Genomic DNA, 15,506 nt, shown 5'->3' on the forward strand with positions numbered 1-15,506 from the left:
ATTGATGGCATGTTGCGTTGGTTAACCGCCGGTGAATCCCATGGTCCGGCCCTGGTTGGAATTGTCGAAGGCGTCCCCGCCGGCGTCGAACTGCACATCTCGGATATCCAGGATGCCCTGGCCCGCCGCCGGCTCGGTTACGGCCGCGGCGCCCGGATGAAGTTCGAGCAGGACCAGGTCACCATCCTCGGAGGCGTCCGCCACGGCCTGACCCAAGGTGGCCCCGTCGCCATCCAGGTCGGCAATACCGAGTGGCCCAAGTGGGAGAAGGTCATGTCCGCAGAGCCGGTCGACCCGGCCGAGCTGGCCGAGTCCGCGCGCAACGCGCCGCTCACCCGGCCCCGTCCCGGACATGCCGACTTTACGGGCATGCAGAAGTACGGTTTCGACGAGGCCCGCCCGGTGCTGGAACGCGCGAGTGCCCGTGAGACTGCCGCCCGCGTAGCGCTGGGCACCGTGGCCGCCAACTTCCTGAAGGCCCTCGGCATCGAACTCGTCAGCCATACCGTGTCCCTCGGCCGCGTGTCCGTCCCGGAAGGCGGCCCGGTGCCCGAACCGCGGCACGTCATCGCGCTGGACGAGGATCCGCTGCGCTGCTTCGACGCCGAAACGTCCCTGGCCATGGTCCAGGAGGTCGACGCCGCCCACAAGGAAGGCGAGACCCTCGGCGGCGTGGTCGAGGTGCTGGCCTACGGGCTGCCGCCGGGACTGGGCAGCTATGTCCACTGGGACCGCCGGCTGGACGCACGGCTGGCGGCGGCCCTGATGGGCATCCAGGCGATCAAGGGCGTCGAGGTGGGCGACGGCTTCCAGACGGCCGGCCGCCGCGGCTCCGAGGCGCATGACGAAATTGTCCGCGACGAGCGCGGGACCATCGTCCGGTCCACCAACCGCGCCGGCGGCATCGAAGGCGGAATGAGTATCGGCGACACGCTGCGGGTTCGCGCCGCGATGAAGCCGATCGCCACGGTTCCCCGCGCCCTGCAGACCATCGACGTCAGCACCGGCGAGGCCGCCAAGGCGCACCACCAGCGCTCGGACGTCTGCGCGGTGCCGGCCGCCGGCGTCGTGGCCGAGGCCATGGTGGCCCTGGTCCTCGCCGAGGCCGTGACCGAAAAGTTCGGCGGCGACTCCCTTGCCGAGACCGCCCGGAACATCCGCAGCTATGTCGAAGCCATCCCGGCCTCGCTGGACTCGATCGGGAGCTAGTGCCGTCCTGATGCCGCTCACGTTGGAGCGCCATCTTGTCCTGATCGGACCGATGGCCTCAGGTAAATCAACGCTTGGCCAGCACTTCGCGACCGTGCACGGGCTGACCTTCGTCGACACGGACCGGAAGATCGTTGCCAAGCACGGCTCCATTCCGTCCATCTTCGCCGCCCAGGGCGAGCACGGCTTCCGCGAGATCGAGGCTCGCGAGGTCGCGGCGGTGCTGTCCGCGGCCGACCAGCCGAGCGTCGTCTCGCTCGGCGGCGGCGCCATCCTGGACACCGGTACGCAGCAGCTGCTGGCGGGCTGCGACGTTGTTTTCCTCGATGCCGACCTGGAGACCGTGCGCCCGCGGATCCAGCGGGACAGCGGCCGTCCGCTGCTGGTGGGCGACCCGGTGGAACGATGGCTCGAGATGTCCCGGCGCCGCCGGCCGACGTACCAAAAGCTGGCGGACATCGTCCTGGTGACCCGGGGCAAGTCCCAGCAGGAACTGGTCGATGAGCTGACCGCAATGCTCGAACAGAAGTTTGAAGAAAGGCACACCTCGTGACCCACGGAACCCAGACACCGACCATCATCAAGGTCACCGGCACCGCGCCGAACGAGAACTACGACGTCGTCGTCGGACACGGTCTGCTCGAGAGGCTTCCCGGGGTGCTGGGGGAGCGGGTCCAGCGCGTGCTGGTCATCCACCCGCGTGCCCTGCGCTCCACCGGAGACACCGTGCGCGAGGCGCTCTCGGCCGCCGGTTTCACGGCACTGACGGCGGAAATCCCGGACGCCGAAGAGGGCAAGCACATCCAGGTCGCCTCGTTCTGCTGGCAGGTGCTGGGCCAGAACGACTTCACCCGTTCCGACGCGATCGTGACCGTCGGCGGCGGCGCCGTGACCGACGTTGGCGGCTTTGTCGCCGCGACCTGGCTGCGCGGCGTGAAGGTGGTGCACATTCCCACCAGCCTCCTCGGCATGGTCGATGCGGCAGTCGGCGGGAAGACCGGCATCAACACGGCCGAGGGCAAGAACCTGGTCGGCGCGTTCCACCCGCCGGCAGCCGTATTGGCCGACCTCGACGCCCTCGCCACGCTGCCCCGCAACGAGCTGCTGACAGGCATGGCGGAAGTGGTCAAGTGCGGTTTCATCGCCGACCCGGCCATCCTGGACCTGATCGAGGCCAAGCCCGAGGCCGTCGCGGATCCGGCGTCTGCCGAGGTGCGCGAGCTCGTCGAGCGGTCCATCGCAGTCAAGGCGCAGATCGTCTCCGCCGACCTCAAAGAGTCCGGGCGGCGCGAGTTCCTGAACTACGGCCACACCCTGGGCCACGCCATCGAGCTAGCGGAACGCTACCAGTGGCGCCATGGGGCCGCGGTTTCCGTCGGCCTGGTGTTCGCAGCGGAGCTGTCCCGAATGGTCGGCCGGCTCGACGACGCTACGGCCGACCGGCACAAGCGGATCCTCGAACTGCTGGAGCTGCCGGTGAGCTACCGCCGCGACCGCTGGGCGGCGCTGCTGGACGGCATGAAGCGGGACAAGAAGGCCCGCGGCGACCTGCTGCGGTTCGTGGTCCTCGACGCCGTCGGCAAGCCCGGCATCCTCGAGGTTCCGGACACCTCGCTGCTGTTCGCCGCGTACCAGGAGATCGCGGACAACTAGGAGCGACGAGGAGGCGGCCTCCGAGCGGGTAGAATAGTCCGTGAACTTTTCTGGCGCTTGAATCGACGAAAGAGAAACTGTGGCGACAACGAACGACATCAAGAACGGGACCGTGCTGGTCATGGACGGCCAGCTGTGGAATGTCATCGAGTTCCAGCATGTCAAGCCGGGCAAGGGCGGCGCCTTCGTGCGCACCAAGATCAAAAACGTTGTCTCCGGCAAGATCCAGGACAAGACGTTCAACGCCGGCCTGAAGATCGAGACCGCCACGGTGGACCGCCGCGACTACACCTACCTGTACAAGGACGGCGACGACTTCGTCTTCATGGACGTCCAGGACTACGACCAGGTGACCGTGCCCGGCGCCGTCGTCGGCGACGACGAGAACTTCCTGCTGGAAAACATCAAGGTCAACATCGCCATGCACGACGGCACCCCGCTGTACATCGAACTGCCGGCGTCCGTCGTCATGGAGATCACCTACACGGAGCCCGGACTGCAGGGCGACCGCTCCACCGGCGGCACCAAGCCGGCCACCGTGGAAACCGGCTACCAGATCCAGGTTCCGCTGTTCCTGGAAACCGGCACCAGGGTCAAGGTCGACACCCGCAGCGGCGACTACCTGGGACGAGTCAACGACTAGTGAGTGCACCCACCTCCGCGCGCGGCAAGGCCCGCCGCCGTGCCGTCGACATCCTCTTTGAGGCCGAGCAGCGCTCGGTCCAGCCCACCGAGGCCCTGCGGGACCGGCGGGACAAGACGGACCAGATCATCAATCCCTACACAGTGGACATCGTCGAGGGCGTCATGGCCATGCAGCCGGCCATCGACGAGTTCCTGTCCACCTATTCGCAGGGGTGGCCGCTGGAGCGCATGCCCAGCGTGGACCGGATCATCCTGCGCGTGGGCACCTGGGAGCTGCTGTACAACGACGACGTCCCCGACGGCGTCGCTGTCAGCGAGGCAGTGGAACTGTCGCGGACCCTCTCGACGGACGAATCGCCGTCGTTCATCAACGGTCTGCTGGGCCGGCTGCAGCAGCTCAAGCCCACGCTGCTGGCCTGATCAAGCGTCGGGTTTCCGCCCGGAAATCCCTGCTGGAGGTGGTCCCCGTGACGGGGGCCACCTTTGGCCGTTCCGGGCGCGGAACGGTCCCTCCGCTGTGATACGTTGGTTGCGCAACCAACCTTTAAGTCCGTCCTGTGAGGCGGGGAAGGAGGCGGCACCAGATGAACACGTCCGGCACGGTTTCGCCGCAGTCATCACGTGTAGTTCTCGCCGAAGCGGACATCGACCGCGCACTCACTCGCATTGCCCACGAAATCCTTGAAGCGAACAAGGGTTCCAAAGACCTCGTCCTGCTGGGCATCCCGCGGCGCGGCTATCCGCTGGCCCGCCGACTCGCAGCCAAGATCGAGGCCGCGGACGGCAGCGTTACAGCCGAAGACATCACCGGCCAGCTCGACGTCACCATGTTCCGGGACGACCTGAAGCGCCAGCCCACCCGCGCTCCGCTGCCCACCCAGCTGCCCGCCTCCGGAATCGACGACAAGGTCGTTGTCCTTGTCGACGACGTCTTGTACTCCGGACGCACCATTCGCGCCGCCCTGGACGCCTTGGTTGACCTCGGCCGGCCCCGGATCGTGCGCCTGGCCGTCCTGGTGGACCGGGGGCACCGCGAGCTGCCCATCCGGGCCGACCACGTCGGCAAGAACCTGCCGACTTCATCGGTCGAGAAGGTCCGCGTCCGGCTGGCCGAAACCGACGCCAGCGAGGGCGCGCCGGTCAACGAAGTTGTCATTGAGGACTGGAGCGCATGAGGCATTTGCTCTCGACCGAAGACCTGGACAAGGCCGAGGCCATCCGGATCCTGGACACCGCCGAGGAGATGGCCGCGGTATCCGAGCGGGAAGTCAAGAAGCTGCCCGTGCTGCGCGGCCGCACCGTGGTGAACCTGTTCTTCGAGGACTCCACCCGCACCCGGATCTCCTTCGAAGCCGCGGCGAAGCGGCTCTCCGCGGACGTGATCAACTTCGCCGCCAAGGGATCCTCGGTCTCCAAGGGCGAATCGCTCAAGGACACAGCGCAGACCCTCGAAGCGATGGGCGCGGACGCCGTCGTCATCCGGCACTGGGCCTCCGGCGCTCCCGCGCGCCTCGCCACCTCGGACTGGATCGACGCCGCCGTCGTCAACGCCGGCGACGGAACCCACGAACACCCTACCCAGGCCCTGCTGGACGCGTTCACGATGCGCCGCAACTGGGCCCGCGTCAACGGCACCGGATCGGCCGGCACGGACCTGGCCGGCATGAAGGTGGCCATCGTCGGCGATGTCCTGCATTCCCGGGTGGCCCGGTCCAACCTGTGGCTGCTGCGCACGCTGGGCGCCGACGTCACGCTGGTGGCACCGCCCACGCTGCTGCCGGTCGGCGTGGAGCACTGGCCCTGCACGGTCAGCTACGACCTCGATGAGACGCTGTCCGAACGCCCGGACGCGGTGATGATGCTGCGGGTGCAGGGAGAGCGGATGAATGCCGCGTTCTTCCCCTCCACCCGCGAGTACTCGCGCCGCTGGGGCTTCGACGACCGGAGGCTCGCCGCACTGGACGCCGCGGGCGCGAAGGAAACCATCATCATGCACCCCGGCCCGATGAACCGCGGCCTGGAAATCTCGGCAGCCGCGGCCGACTCGCCGCGTTCCACAGTTCTCCAGCAGGTCCGCAACGGCGTCTCCGTACGCATGGCTGCGCTGTACCTGCTGCTCTCGGGCGACAGCACGCCCGCCGCACCAACCCAGGAGGCCACCAGATGAGCACAGCACCCGAAACACCCGCGGCCTACCTGATCCGGGGAGCCGCCATCGGCAGCGGAGACCGTACCGACCTGCTGGTCCGCGACGGGATCATCGCCGAAGCCGGCACCGGCCTCAGCGCCGCCGGGGCGGCGGTCATCGACGCGGACGGCCTGGTCGCGCTTCCCGGCCTCGTGGATCTCCATACCCACCTGCGGGAGCCTGGCCGCGAGGACGCCGAGACCGTTGAGACCGGCAGCCGCGCTGCGGCGTTGGGCGGCTACACGGCCGTCCACGCCATGGCCAACAGCTCCCCGGTGGCCGATACCGCCGGCGTCGTCGAGCAGGTCTTCTCCCTGGGCCAAAAGGCCGGCTGGACGGACGTCCGGCCGGTGGGCGCCGTGACCGTCGGACTGGCCGGCGAACGGCTGGCCGAGCTGGGCGCCATGGCTGATTCGCGCGCCCGGGTCCGGGTCTTCTCCGACGACGGCATGTGCGTCCACGACCCGATCCTGATGCGCCGGGCGCTCGAGTACGTCAAGGCGTTCGACGGCGTGATCGCCCAGCATGCCCAGGAGCCGCGGCTCACGGACGGCGCCCAGATGAACGAGGGCGCGGTGTCCGCGGTCCTCGGCATGACAGGCTGGCCGGCGGTCGCCGAGGAGAGCATCATCGCCCGCGACGTTCTGCTGGCGCAGCATGTGGGCTCCCGGCTGCACGTCTGCCACGTCTCCACGGCCGGGTCGGTGGAGATCATCCGCTGGGCCAAGCAGCGCGGCATCAAGGTGACTGCCGAGGTCACGCCGCACCACCTGTGGCTGACGGACGAACTGGTCCGCAGCTATGACCCGGTGTACAAGGTCAATCCGCCGCTGCGCACCGACGAGGACGTCAAGGCGCTCCGGGCCGGCCTCGCCGACGGCACGATCGACATCGTCGGGACCGACCACGCGCCGCATCCCAGCGAAGCCAAGGAATGCGAGTGGGCGCAGGCGGCAATGGGCATGACCGGGCTGGAAACCGCGCTGTCCGTCGTGCAGCACACCATGGTCGAGTCCGGCCTGATGGGCTGGGACGACTTCGCCCGCGTGATGTCCACGGCCCCGGCCCGGATCGGCCAGCTCGCCGGCCACGGACAGCCGCTGGAAACCGGCTCGACCGCGAACATCACGCTGGTAGACCCGGCCGCACGCTGGCAGGTGGACCCCCAGCGGATGGCCACCAAGGGGCGCAACTCGCCGTTCGCCGGGCGGGAGCTGCCCGGCCGCGTCGTCGCCACGTTCTACCGCGGCCACCCCACGGTCCTCGACGGCGCGCTGAATACCCCGCTGGCCTCCGAGGGGGCGTAGGGCCCGTGGACTACCTGGGACCAGGGCTGATCACGCTGAGCCTGGTGGTGGTGCTCGTCGGGCTCGTCTACTTCGGCTGGCGCAACCGGCTGAAGCGCCAGCAGGACGTCGCCCCGCTGCCGGCGGTGCCGGAGGACCTGCCGGCGCCGGTGGCGGCCTACGAAGGGCAGTACGTCGTCACGACGACGGCGGGGGACTGGCTGGACCGGCTCGCCGTGCACTCCCTCGGCATCCGCTCCAACGCGTTGCTGCGGGTGTATCCGCAGGGCGTGCTGATCGAGCGCCGCGGCGTACCGGACCTGTACCTGCCGGCGGCCGGCATCAGCGGCGTCCGCACCGAGAGCGGCATGGTGGGCAAGTTCGTCGAGAAGGACGGGCTGGCCGTCATCACCTGGTCCCTCGGGGGCCGGGACGTGGACACCGCCTTCCGCAACCGGCATGCCGCCGAGAAGCGGCCCATGCTGGAGCACCTGAAATCTTTTGTACCTGCTGTAACGGACAACGATGAGGATCTATCGTGACTGAACACCAAACCACTCCTTCTGCGGCGGCGCTGCTTGTCCTCGAAGACGGCCGCGTCTTCCGCGGACACAGCTACGGGGCCCAGGGAACGGCCTTGGGCGAGGCGGTCTTTGCCACCGGCATGACCGGCTACCAGGAGACCATCACTGATCCCTCCTACGCGCGCCAGCTCGTCGTCCAGACGGCCCCTCACATCGGCAACACCGGCGTGAACCGCGAGGATGCGGAATCCCGCCGGATCTGGGTAGCCGGCTACATCGTCCGCGACGCCGCCCGACGGCCCTCGAACTGGCGCTCGGAGCGCAGCCTCGACGACGAACTCGTCGAACAGGGCATCGTGGGCCTGCAGGGCGTGGACACCCGCGCCATCACCCGGCACCTGCGCGAACGCGGCGCGATGAAGGCCGGCATCTTCTCCGGCGCCGATGCGCAGCGCCCGGAGGCCGAGCTGCTGGAGCAGGTCAAGGCGCAGGCGCCGATGGAGGGCTCGCGGCTGGCCGAAGAAGTCAGCATCGACGCCGCCTATGTCATCGACCCCGCCGACCACGGCTGGGAGGGCGAAGCGCGCTTCAGCATCGCCGCCCTCGACCTGGGCATCAAGTCCATGACCCCGCAGCGCTTCGCCGAGCGCGGCGTGAAGGTCCACGTGCTGCCGGCTACGGCCACCCTCCAGGACATCCAGGCCCTCGGCCCGGACGGTGTCTTCATGTCCAACGGCCCCGGCGACCCGGCCACGGCGGACGCCCAGGTCGGCCTGCTGCGCGACGTCCTCGATGCGCGGCTGCCCTTCTTCGGCATCTGCTTCGGCAACCAGATCCTGGGCCGTGCGCTGGGCTTCGGCACCTACAAGCTGCGCTACGGGCACCGGGGCATCAACCAGCCGGTGATGGACCGCCGCACGGGCAAGGTGGAGATCACCTCGCAGAACCACGGCTTCGCCGTCGACGCTCCCACCGACGGCGCGACGAAGGCGCCGGAGGAGCGGTTCGGCCGCGTCGAGGTCAGCCACGTGAGCCTTAACGACGACGTCGTCGAGGGCCTCGCGTGCCTCGACATTCCCGCGTTCTCCGTCCAGTACCACCCGGAAGCCGCCGCCGGCCCGCACGACTCGGCCTACCTGTTCGACCGGTTCATCGACCTGATGGAAGCAGAACGGCAGACCGCAGGTACGAGCACAGGCACCACTGACGCAGCGGACGTCTCCAAAGCCACCATCGACGCCAAGGAAGCCAAGTAATGCCCAAGAGAGAAGATCTTAAGTCCGTCCTGGTCATCGGGTCCGGGCCGATCGTCATCGGCCAGGCCGCCGAGTTCGACTACTCCGGCACCCAGGCGCTGCGCGTCCTGAAGGAGGAAGGCCTGCGCGTCATCCTCGTGAACTCCAACCCGGCGACGATCATGACGGATCCCGAGTTCGCGGACGCGACCTACGTCGAGCCGATCACGCCGGAAGTCGTCGAGAAGATCATTGCCAAGGAACGCCCCGATGCGGTGCTGCCGACCCTGGGCGGTCAGACGGCACTGAACACGGCCATCGCGCTGGACAAGAACGGCGTGCTGGAGAAGTACAACGTCGAACTGATCGGCGCCAACATCGAGGCGATCGAGCTCGGCGAGGACCGCGAAAAGTTCAAGGGCGTGGTGGAGCGCTGCGGCGCCGAGTCGGCCCGGTCCATCATCGTGCATTCGATGGACGAGGCATTCAAGGCCGCCGAGGAACTCGGGTACCCGATGGTCGTTCGTCCGTCCTTCACCATGGGCGGACTCGGCTCCGGCATGGCCTACAACGCAGAGGACCTGCGCCGCATCGCCGGAGCAGGCATCCAGTACAGCCCGACCAGCGAGGTGCTCCTCGAGGAGTCCATCCTCGGCTGGAAGGAGTACGAGCTGGAGATGATGCGCGACAAGAACGACAACGTCGTGGTGGTCTGCTCCATCGAGAACTTCGACCCGGTCGGCGTCCATACGGGCGACTCGATCACCGTCGCGCCGGCCCTGACCCTGACGGACCGCGAGTACCAGAACCTGCGGGACATCGCGATCGCCGTGATCCGCGAGGTCGGCGTCGACACCGGCGGCTGCAACATCCAGTTCGCGATCGAACCGGACACGGGACGCGTCGTCGTTATTGAAATGAACCCCCGCGTGTCCCGCTCTTCGGCGCTGGCGTCGAAGGCCACCGGGTTCGCCATTGCCAAGATCGCGACGAAGCTCTCGCTCGGCTACACGCTGGACGAGATCCCGAACGACATCACCCAGAAGACCCCGGCGTCGTTCGAGCCGACGCTGGACTACGTCGTCGTCAAGGTTCCCCGCTTCGCCTTCGAGAAGTTCCCGGCGGCGGACCCGACGCTGACCACCACGATGAAGTCCGTCGGCGAAGCCATGGCGCTGGGCCGCAACTTCACCGAGGCCCTGCAGAAGGCCCTGCGGTCGCTCGAGCAGAAGGGCGCGCAGCTGACCTTCGACTCGGTCAACGACTTCGAGGTGCCGGAGCTGCTGGAGAAGTCCAAGGTGGGCTCCACGGAGCGGCTGTCCATGGTGCAGCGCGCGCTGCTGGGCGGCGCCACTGTGGAGCAGGTCTACGAAGCGACCGGGATCGACCCCTGGTTCCTCGACCAGCTCCAGCTGATCAACGAAGTGGCCGCCGAGATCCGCAAGGCCCCGGCGCTGACGGAGGACATCCTGCGCCTGGCCAAGCGCCACGGCTTCTCGGACGAACAGATCGGCAAGCTCACCAATACCGCCGAAGCCGTGGTCCGCGGCGTCCGCCACGCCCTCGGCGTCCGCCCGGTGTTCAAGACGGTCGACACCTGCGCCGCCGAGTTCGCCGCCTACACGCCGTACCACTACTCGTCCTACGACGAGGAGGACGAGGTCGAGCTGCACGCGAAGCCCTCGATCATCATCCTCGGCTCCGGCCCGAACCGCATCGGCCAGGGCATCGAGTTCGACTACAGCTGCGTGCACGCGACCATGGCCCTGCGCCAGGCCGGCCACGAGACGGTCATGATCAACTGCAACCCGGAGACCGTCTCCACGGACTACGACATCTCCAACCGGCTGTACTTCGAGCCGCTGACGCTGGAGGACGTGCTGGAGGTCATCGCGGCCGAGGAGCGCACCGGCGGCGTCATGGGCGTCTTCGTGCAGCTCGGCGGGCAGACGCCGCTGAAGCTGGCGCAGGCCCTGGCCGAGGCCGGCATCCCGATCCTGGGCACCTCGCCGGAGGCCATCGACCTCGCCGAGCACCGCGGCGCCTTCCAGCGCGTGCTGGACCGCGCCGGGCTGGTCGCGCCGAAGAACGGCACGGCGGTCAGCTTCGAGGACGCGAAGAAGATCGCGGACGAGATCGGCTACCCGGTGCTGGTCCGCCCGTCCTACGTGCTCGGCGGCCGCGGCATGGAGATCGTCTACGACGAGGCGAACCTCGCCCGCTACATCGCCAACGCCACCGAGATCACGCCGGAGCACCCGGTGCTGGTGGACCGGTTCCTCGAGGACGCCATCGAAATCGACGTGGACGCGCTCTTCGACGGCAAGGACCTCTACGTCGGCGGCATCATGGAGCACATCGAGGAAGCGGGCATCCACTCCGGCGACTCCGCCTGCGTGCTGCCCCCGATCACCCTCGGCGCGGACGTCCAGGACCGCGTGGCCCGGGCGACCCGAGCCATCGCCGAGGGCGTCGGCGTGCGCGGCCTGATCAATATCCAGTTCGCGCTGGCCTCGGACGTGCTCTACGTGATCGAGGCGAACCCGCGGGCCTCCCGGACCGTGCCGTTCGTATCCAAGGCCACGGGCGTCCAGCTGGCCAAGGCCGCGGCGCTGATCGGCACCGGGGTGACCATCCACCAGCTGCGGACCGCGTACAAGATGCTGCCCGAGACCGGCGACGGCGCCAGCCTGCCGCTGGAGGCCCCGGTTGCCGTGAAGGAAGCCGTGCTGCCCTTCAGCCGCTTCCGCACGCCGGAAGGCACCGTCGTGGACTCGCTGCTCGGCCCCGAGATGCGGTCCACGGGCGAGGTCATGGGCATCGACAAGTACTTCGACACCGCCTTCGCCAAGAGCCAGGCCGCGGCCAACAACCCGCTGCCCACGGCCGGCAAGGTGTTCGTCTCGGTGGCGAACCGCGACAAGCGCTCGTTCGTCATGCCGGTCAAGCACCTGGCCGACCTCGGCTTCGAGATCGTCTCCACCGGCGGCACCGCCGACGTGCTGCGGCGGAACGGGATCCAGGCCACCGTGGTGCGCAAGGTCCGCGAGGGTACCGCCGAGGGCGAGTCCAACATCGTCGACCTGATCACGGACGGCTCGATCGACATGATCCTGAACACCCCTTCCGGCGGCGACGCCCGCGGGGACGGCTATGAGATCCGTGCCGCCGCGACCTCGGTCGGCACGCCCGTGATCACCACGGTTGCCGAGTTCGGCGCGGCCATCCAGGCCATCGAGGCGATGCGCCAGTACGAATGGGACGTCACCAGCCTGCAGGAACATGCCGCCAAGCTGAAGGCCGGCACCGGTGCCTGAGCCCCGCGCGGGCTTCGGCGCCAGGCTGCAGGCGGCCATGGCCGCCCGCGGCGCGCTGTGCGTCGGCATCGACCCGCATCCGGGCCTCCTGCAGGCGTGGGGGTTGAACGACGACGCCGGGGGACTGGAGCGCTTTTCCCTCACCGTCCTGGAGGCGGTGGGGGAGCAGGCTGCCGCGGTCAAGCCGCAGGTCGCGCTGTTCGAGCGGCACGGTTCGCGCGGACTGGCCGCCCTGGAGAAGGTCCTGGCCGCGGCGGCGGGTGCCGGGGTGTTGACGATCGCCGACGCCAAGCGCGGAGACATCGGCTCCACCATGGCCGCCTACGCGCAGGCCTGGCTCGCCGACGGCGCTCCGCTGGCCGCTGACGCGGTGACGCTGAGCCCCTTCCTCGGGTACGAGTCGCTGCGGCCCGCCCTGGACCTGGCGGAGCAGACCGGCCGCGGGGTGTTCGTCCTGGCGCTGACCTCGAATCCCGAGGGCGCCAGCGTGCAGCACGTCGGCGGCGAGGACTCCGTGGCCCGCCGGATTGTGCGGGCGGCCGCGGCGGACAACGCCGCGGCCCGGGACGCGGGCACGTTGGGTTCGGTGGGCTTGGTCGTCGGCGCGACGGTTGGGGATGCACCGGCCCGCCTGGGCCTGGACCTGGCCGGCCTGAACGGCCCGGTGCTGGCTCCGGGCCTCGGGGCCCAGGGCGCCACCGGCGCGGACCTGCGCCGCTCCTTCGGGCCCGCCTTCGGCCAGGTGCTGGGGACGTCGAGCCGTGACATCCTCAAAGCAGGTCCGGATGCGGCACGCCTTCGCGACGCCGTGGCGCGTACCCTGGAGATGGTCGCCGGCTGAAGCCGGAGACCGCCGGTGGGCCCCGGAAAAGGCATTGCTTTCCCGGGGCCTTACCACTAGGTTCAGTGCAAGTGGATTAGCTCCATGCCGCGGCCGGCGGCAGCGCAACGATGTGGAGAAGCCTGTGAGTCTGAAACCGCTGACGGACAGCGAACGAACGGCAGCCCGCAACAAGGCCACGGCGGCCCGGGCCGAGCGCGCCGAAGCCAAGGCCAAGCTGAAGGACGGACGCACGAGCATCTCCGAAGTCATCGAGCTGGCCAAGACCCAGGAGTCGATTGGCCGGCTGCGCGTGGCCGAGCTCCTGGAGGCACTGCCCGGCATCGGCAAAGTCCGAGCCGCCGGGATCATGGAATCCGTCGGGATCGCACCGACCCGGCGGGTGCGCGGTTTGGGGGTCCATCAGCGTAAGGCGCTGATCGATCTGCTCGAACCGCGCTGAACTGCTATAGATGGAAAGCATGTCTGACAAACCCACCCTGACTGTCCTCGCCGGGCCCACCGCCGTCGGTAAAGGTACGGTCTCCACCTACATCCGCGACCACTACCCCCAAGTCTGGCTCTCCGTCTCGGCGACCACCCGTCCTCCGCGGCCGGGAGAGATCAACGGCGTCCATTACTATTTCGTTTCCGCCAGCGACTTCGATGACCTCGTGGCCAACGGATCGATGCTCGAGTGGGCCGTCGTCCACGGACGCAACCGCTACGGCACCGTCCGCGAGACGGTCGAACGGGCCATGGCCGAGGGCAAGTCGGTCCTGCTGGAGATCGACCTCCAGGGAGCGCGGCAGGTCAAGCAGACCATGCCGGACGCAAATTTCGTCTTCCTGGCACCGCCAAGCTGGGACGAAATGGTGCGCCGGCTCGTGGGCCGCGGCACAGAAACGCCCGAGGAACAGCAGCAGCGTCTGGAAACCGCTAAACTGGAACTTGCTGCCGAATCCGAATTCGACCACACCGTCATTAATGACGACGTCCAGCGGGCGGCGGAAGAGCTTGTTTCGCTGATGGGACTCGTGCCGAACCCGCGTTAGGCACCGGAACAACAGCGCAGCATTACCTACAGAATTTTTGGAGAATACGTGTCGACCAACCTCGAAGGCATCATCAATCCGCCGATCGACTCCCTGCTGGAGACGACGGACTCGAAGTATGCCCTGGTGATCTACGGTGCCAAGCGTGCCCGCCAGATCAACGCCTACTACTCGCAGCTGCATGAGGGGCTCTTCGAGTACGTCGGCCCGCTCGTGGACACCAAGCTGAACGAGAAGCCGCTCTCCATCGCCCTGCGCGAAATCAACGAGGGGCTGCTGGTTTCCAAGCCGGTAGAGAAGAACGACTAGCAGGCCCGGGCAGCGGACCTGGCGGAGCAGGCATGCGGATCATCCTTGGCGTAGGCGGCGGTATCGCCGCCTACAAGTCCGCATTCCTGCTCCGGCTTTTTAAGGAAGCCGGGCACGACGTCACGGTCATCCCGACCGCGGCCGCCGAGCAGTTCGTCGGCCGCCCGACGTGGGAGGCCCTGTCCGGCCGTCCCGTCTCCACCACCGTCTTCGACGCCGTGGACACCGTCAACCACGTCCGGCTCGGACAGGAAGCGGACCTCGTCGTCGTCGCCCCCGCGACCGCTGACCTGTTGGCCCAGGCGGCCGCCGGGCTGGCCGGCGACCTGCTGACCAACACGCTCCTGGTGACGCGCGCCGCCGTCGTTATGGTCCCGGCCATGCACACGGAGATGTGGCAGCACCCGGCCACCGAAGCCAACGTCGCCCTCCTGCGCAGCCGCGGAACCGTCGTCATGGACCCGGCCAGCGGCCGGCTCACCGGCAAGGACACCGGCCCGGGACGGCTGCCGGATCCCGAGGACATCTTCGCCTTCGCCCTCGGGCAGGTCCCCGCGGTTCCCGCGCCGGGTGCGGCGCCCCTGCTGGGCAAGCGCGTCGTTATCACGGCGGGCGGCACCCGGGAGCCGCTGGACCCGGTGCGGTACCTGGGCAACCGCTCCTCAGGCAAGCAGGGTGTCGCCCTGGCCCGCGCGGCGGCCGCGGCCGGCGCCGAGGTGGAGCTGATCGCCGCGCACATGGATGTCGCCCCGCCGGAGGGCGTCAAGACCGCCCGCGTGGAGACGGCCCTGCAGCTGCGTTCCGCGGCCCTCGATGCCGCGGGACGCGCAGACGTGGTCATCATGGCCGCCGCGGTCGCGGATTTCCGGCCGGCCGAGCAGGCCCGGACCAAGATCAAGAAGCGCGACGACACGGCGGATCCGGTGATCACTCTCGTGCGGAATCCGGACATCCTGCAGGAGCTGGTGCAGCAGCGTCTGGACAGCGGCACCGGCCCGGAACTGATCGTCGGCTTTGCCGCCGAGACCGGGGACAGCCGCGGCGACGTGCTCGAGTACGCGCGCCAGAAGCTCGAGCGCAAGGGCTGTGACCTGCTGGTGCTCAACCAGGTGGGACAGGACCTCGTCTTCGGTCAGGACCAGACCTCGGTGAGCATCCTGCACCGCAACGGCGGCGGGCCGCAGACCTTCAGCGGCACCAAGGACGAAGCGGCCCGGGCGATCATCGCCAGCGTGGCCGAAGAACTGGGCTGACGCGCCCGCGCA

16 protein-coding genes are annotated in these 15,506 nt (G+C 68.6%); all 16 read left to right on the forward strand.

The features are described from left to right. Positions 1-9 precede the first annotated feature (9 nt). The 16 genes from aroC (at position 10) to coaBC (ending at position 15,494) form a co-directional block, all read left to right on the forward strand. Positions 10-1,209: a chorismate synthase gene (aroC, locus tag WFH44_RS07540; protein ID WP_262104661.1), complete on the forward strand. Its 1,200-nt coding sequence runs from the start codon at positions 10-12 to the stop codon at positions 1,207-1,209. Positions 1,210-1,219: 10 nt separating this feature from the next. Further along, a complete protein-coding gene (locus WFH44_RS07545) occupies positions 1,220-1,762 on the forward strand; it encodes a shikimate kinase (protein WP_336712998.1) in 543 nt (180 codons plus the stop codon). Continuing rightward, positions 1,759-2,862 carry a 3-dehydroquinate synthase gene (aroB, locus tag WFH44_RS07550; RefSeq protein WP_264795543.1) on the forward strand — a complete coding sequence of 368 codons (1,104 nt, stop codon included), beginning with the start codon at positions 1,759-1,761 and terminating at the stop codon, positions 2,860-2,862. Before WFH44_RS07545 ends, aroB begins: the two co-directional genes overlap by 4 nt. A 79-nt stretch (positions 2,863-2,941) precedes the next feature. Beyond that, positions 2,942-3,505 carry an elongation factor P gene (gene efp, locus WFH44_RS07555; protein ID WP_262104655.1) on the forward strand — a complete coding sequence of 188 codons (564 nt, stop codon included), beginning with the start codon at positions 2,942-2,944 and terminating at the stop codon, positions 3,503-3,505. After that, positions 3,505-3,927: a transcription antitermination factor NusB gene (nusB, locus tag WFH44_RS07560; protein ID WP_336712999.1), complete on the forward strand. Its 423-nt coding sequence runs from the start codon at positions 3,505-3,507 to the stop codon at positions 3,925-3,927. The genes efp and nusB overlap by 1 nt, the downstream gene beginning before the upstream one ends. Before the next feature lie 164 nt (positions 3,928-4,091). Next, positions 4,092-4,682 carry a bifunctional pyr operon transcriptional regulator/uracil phosphoribosyltransferase PyrR gene (pyrR, locus tag WFH44_RS07565; protein ID WP_336713000.1) on the forward strand — a complete coding sequence of 197 codons (591 nt, stop codon included), beginning with the start codon at positions 4,092-4,094 and terminating at the stop codon, positions 4,680-4,682. Next, complete coding sequence (locus tag WFH44_RS07570) at positions 4,679-5,674, forward strand: aspartate carbamoyltransferase catalytic subunit (RefSeq protein ID WP_336713002.1); 996 nt, start codon at positions 4,679-4,681, stop codon at positions 5,672-5,674. The genes pyrR and WFH44_RS07570 overlap by 4 nt, the downstream gene beginning before the upstream one ends. After that, positions 5,671-7,002 carry a dihydroorotase gene (locus WFH44_RS07575; RefSeq protein WP_336713003.1) on the forward strand — a complete coding sequence of 444 codons (1,332 nt, stop codon included), beginning with the start codon at positions 5,671-5,673 and terminating at the stop codon, positions 7,000-7,002. The genes WFH44_RS07570 and WFH44_RS07575 overlap by 4 nt, the downstream gene beginning before the upstream one ends. A gap of 5 nt (positions 7,003-7,007) precedes the next feature. Continuing rightward, positions 7,008-7,523 (forward strand): PH-like domain-containing protein, encoded by a 516-nt coding sequence (locus WFH44_RS07580; RefSeq protein ID WP_336713005.1) that lies wholly within the window; start codon positions 7,008-7,010, stop codon positions 7,521-7,523. After that, a complete protein-coding gene (gene carA / locus WFH44_RS07585; protein WP_336713007.1) occupies positions 7,520-8,761 on the forward strand; it encodes a glutamine-hydrolyzing carbamoyl-phosphate synthase small subunit in 1,242 nt (413 codons plus the stop codon). Before WFH44_RS07580 ends, carA begins: the two co-directional genes overlap by 4 nt. Further along, on the forward strand, positions 8,761-12,057 hold the full coding sequence (gene carB, locus WFH44_RS07590) for a carbamoyl-phosphate synthase large subunit (protein ID WP_336713009.1): 3,297 nt from the start codon (positions 8,761-8,763) through the stop codon (positions 12,055-12,057). Before carA ends, carB begins: the two co-directional genes overlap by 1 nt. Next, entirely contained in the window at positions 12,050-12,898 is an 849-nt protein-coding gene (gene pyrF / locus WFH44_RS07595) for an orotidine-5'-phosphate decarboxylase (RefSeq protein ID WP_336713011.1), read from the forward strand. The genes carB and pyrF overlap by 8 nt, the downstream gene beginning before the upstream one ends. Before the next feature lie 124 nt (positions 12,899-13,022). After that, complete coding sequence (gene mihF, locus WFH44_RS07600; RefSeq protein ID WP_336713013.1) at positions 13,023-13,340, forward strand: integration host factor, actinobacterial type; 318 nt, start codon at positions 13,023-13,025, stop codon at positions 13,338-13,340. 19 nt (positions 13,341-13,359) lie between these two features. Next, positions 13,360-13,932, forward strand: coding sequence for a guanylate kinase (gene gmk / locus WFH44_RS07605; RefSeq protein WP_336713015.1), 573 nt, complete (start codon positions 13,360-13,362; stop codon positions 13,930-13,932). A gap of 48 nt (positions 13,933-13,980) precedes the next feature. Then, positions 13,981-14,241, forward strand: a complete 261-nt coding sequence (rpoZ, locus tag WFH44_RS07610) for a DNA-directed RNA polymerase subunit omega (protein ID WP_005268284.1) — start codon at positions 13,981-13,983, stop codon at positions 14,239-14,241. A 32-nt stretch (positions 14,242-14,273) separates the two neighbouring features. After that, a complete protein-coding gene (gene coaBC, locus WFH44_RS07615) occupies positions 14,274-15,494 on the forward strand; it encodes a bifunctional phosphopantothenoylcysteine decarboxylase/phosphopantothenate--cysteine ligase CoaBC (protein WP_336713017.1) in 1,221 nt (406 codons plus the stop codon). Positions 15,495-15,506 lie beyond the last annotated feature (12 nt).

Origin of the sequence: Arthrobacter sp. USHLN218, assembly GCF_037144715.1 — a bacterium.
Classification (GTDB): Bacteria; Actinomycetota; Actinomycetes; order Actinomycetales; family Micrococcaceae; genus Crystallibacter.

Coding starts and splice junctions, on each gene's coding strand:
- carB (WP_336713009.1), top strand. CDS start 8,761: ATGCCCAAGAGAGAAGATCTTAAGTCCGTCCTGGTCATCGGGTCCGGG.
- gmk (WP_336713015.1), top strand. CDS start 13,360: ATGTCTGACAAACCCACCCTGACTGTCCTCGCCGGGCCCACCGCCGTC.
- WFH44_RS07575 (WP_336713003.1), top strand. CDS start 5,671: ATGAGCACAGCACCCGAAACACCCGCGGCCTACCTGATCCGGGGAGCC.
- WFH44_RS07570 (WP_336713002.1), top strand. CDS start 4,679: ATGAGGCATTTGCTCTCGACCGAAGACCTGGACAAGGCCGAGGCCATC.
- aroC (WP_262104661.1), top strand. CDS start 10: ATGTTGCGTTGGTTAACCGCCGGTGAATCCCATGGTCCGGCCCTGGTT.
- pyrR (WP_336713000.1), top strand. CDS start 4,092: ATGAACACGTCCGGCACGGTTTCGCCGCAGTCATCACGTGTAGTTCTC.
- WFH44_RS07545 (WP_336712998.1), top strand. CDS start 1,220: ATGCCGCTCACGTTGGAGCGCCATCTTGTCCTGATCGGACCGATGGCC.
- coaBC (WP_336713017.1), top strand. CDS start 14,274: ATGCGGATCATCCTTGGCGTAGGCGGCGGTATCGCCGCCTACAAGTCC.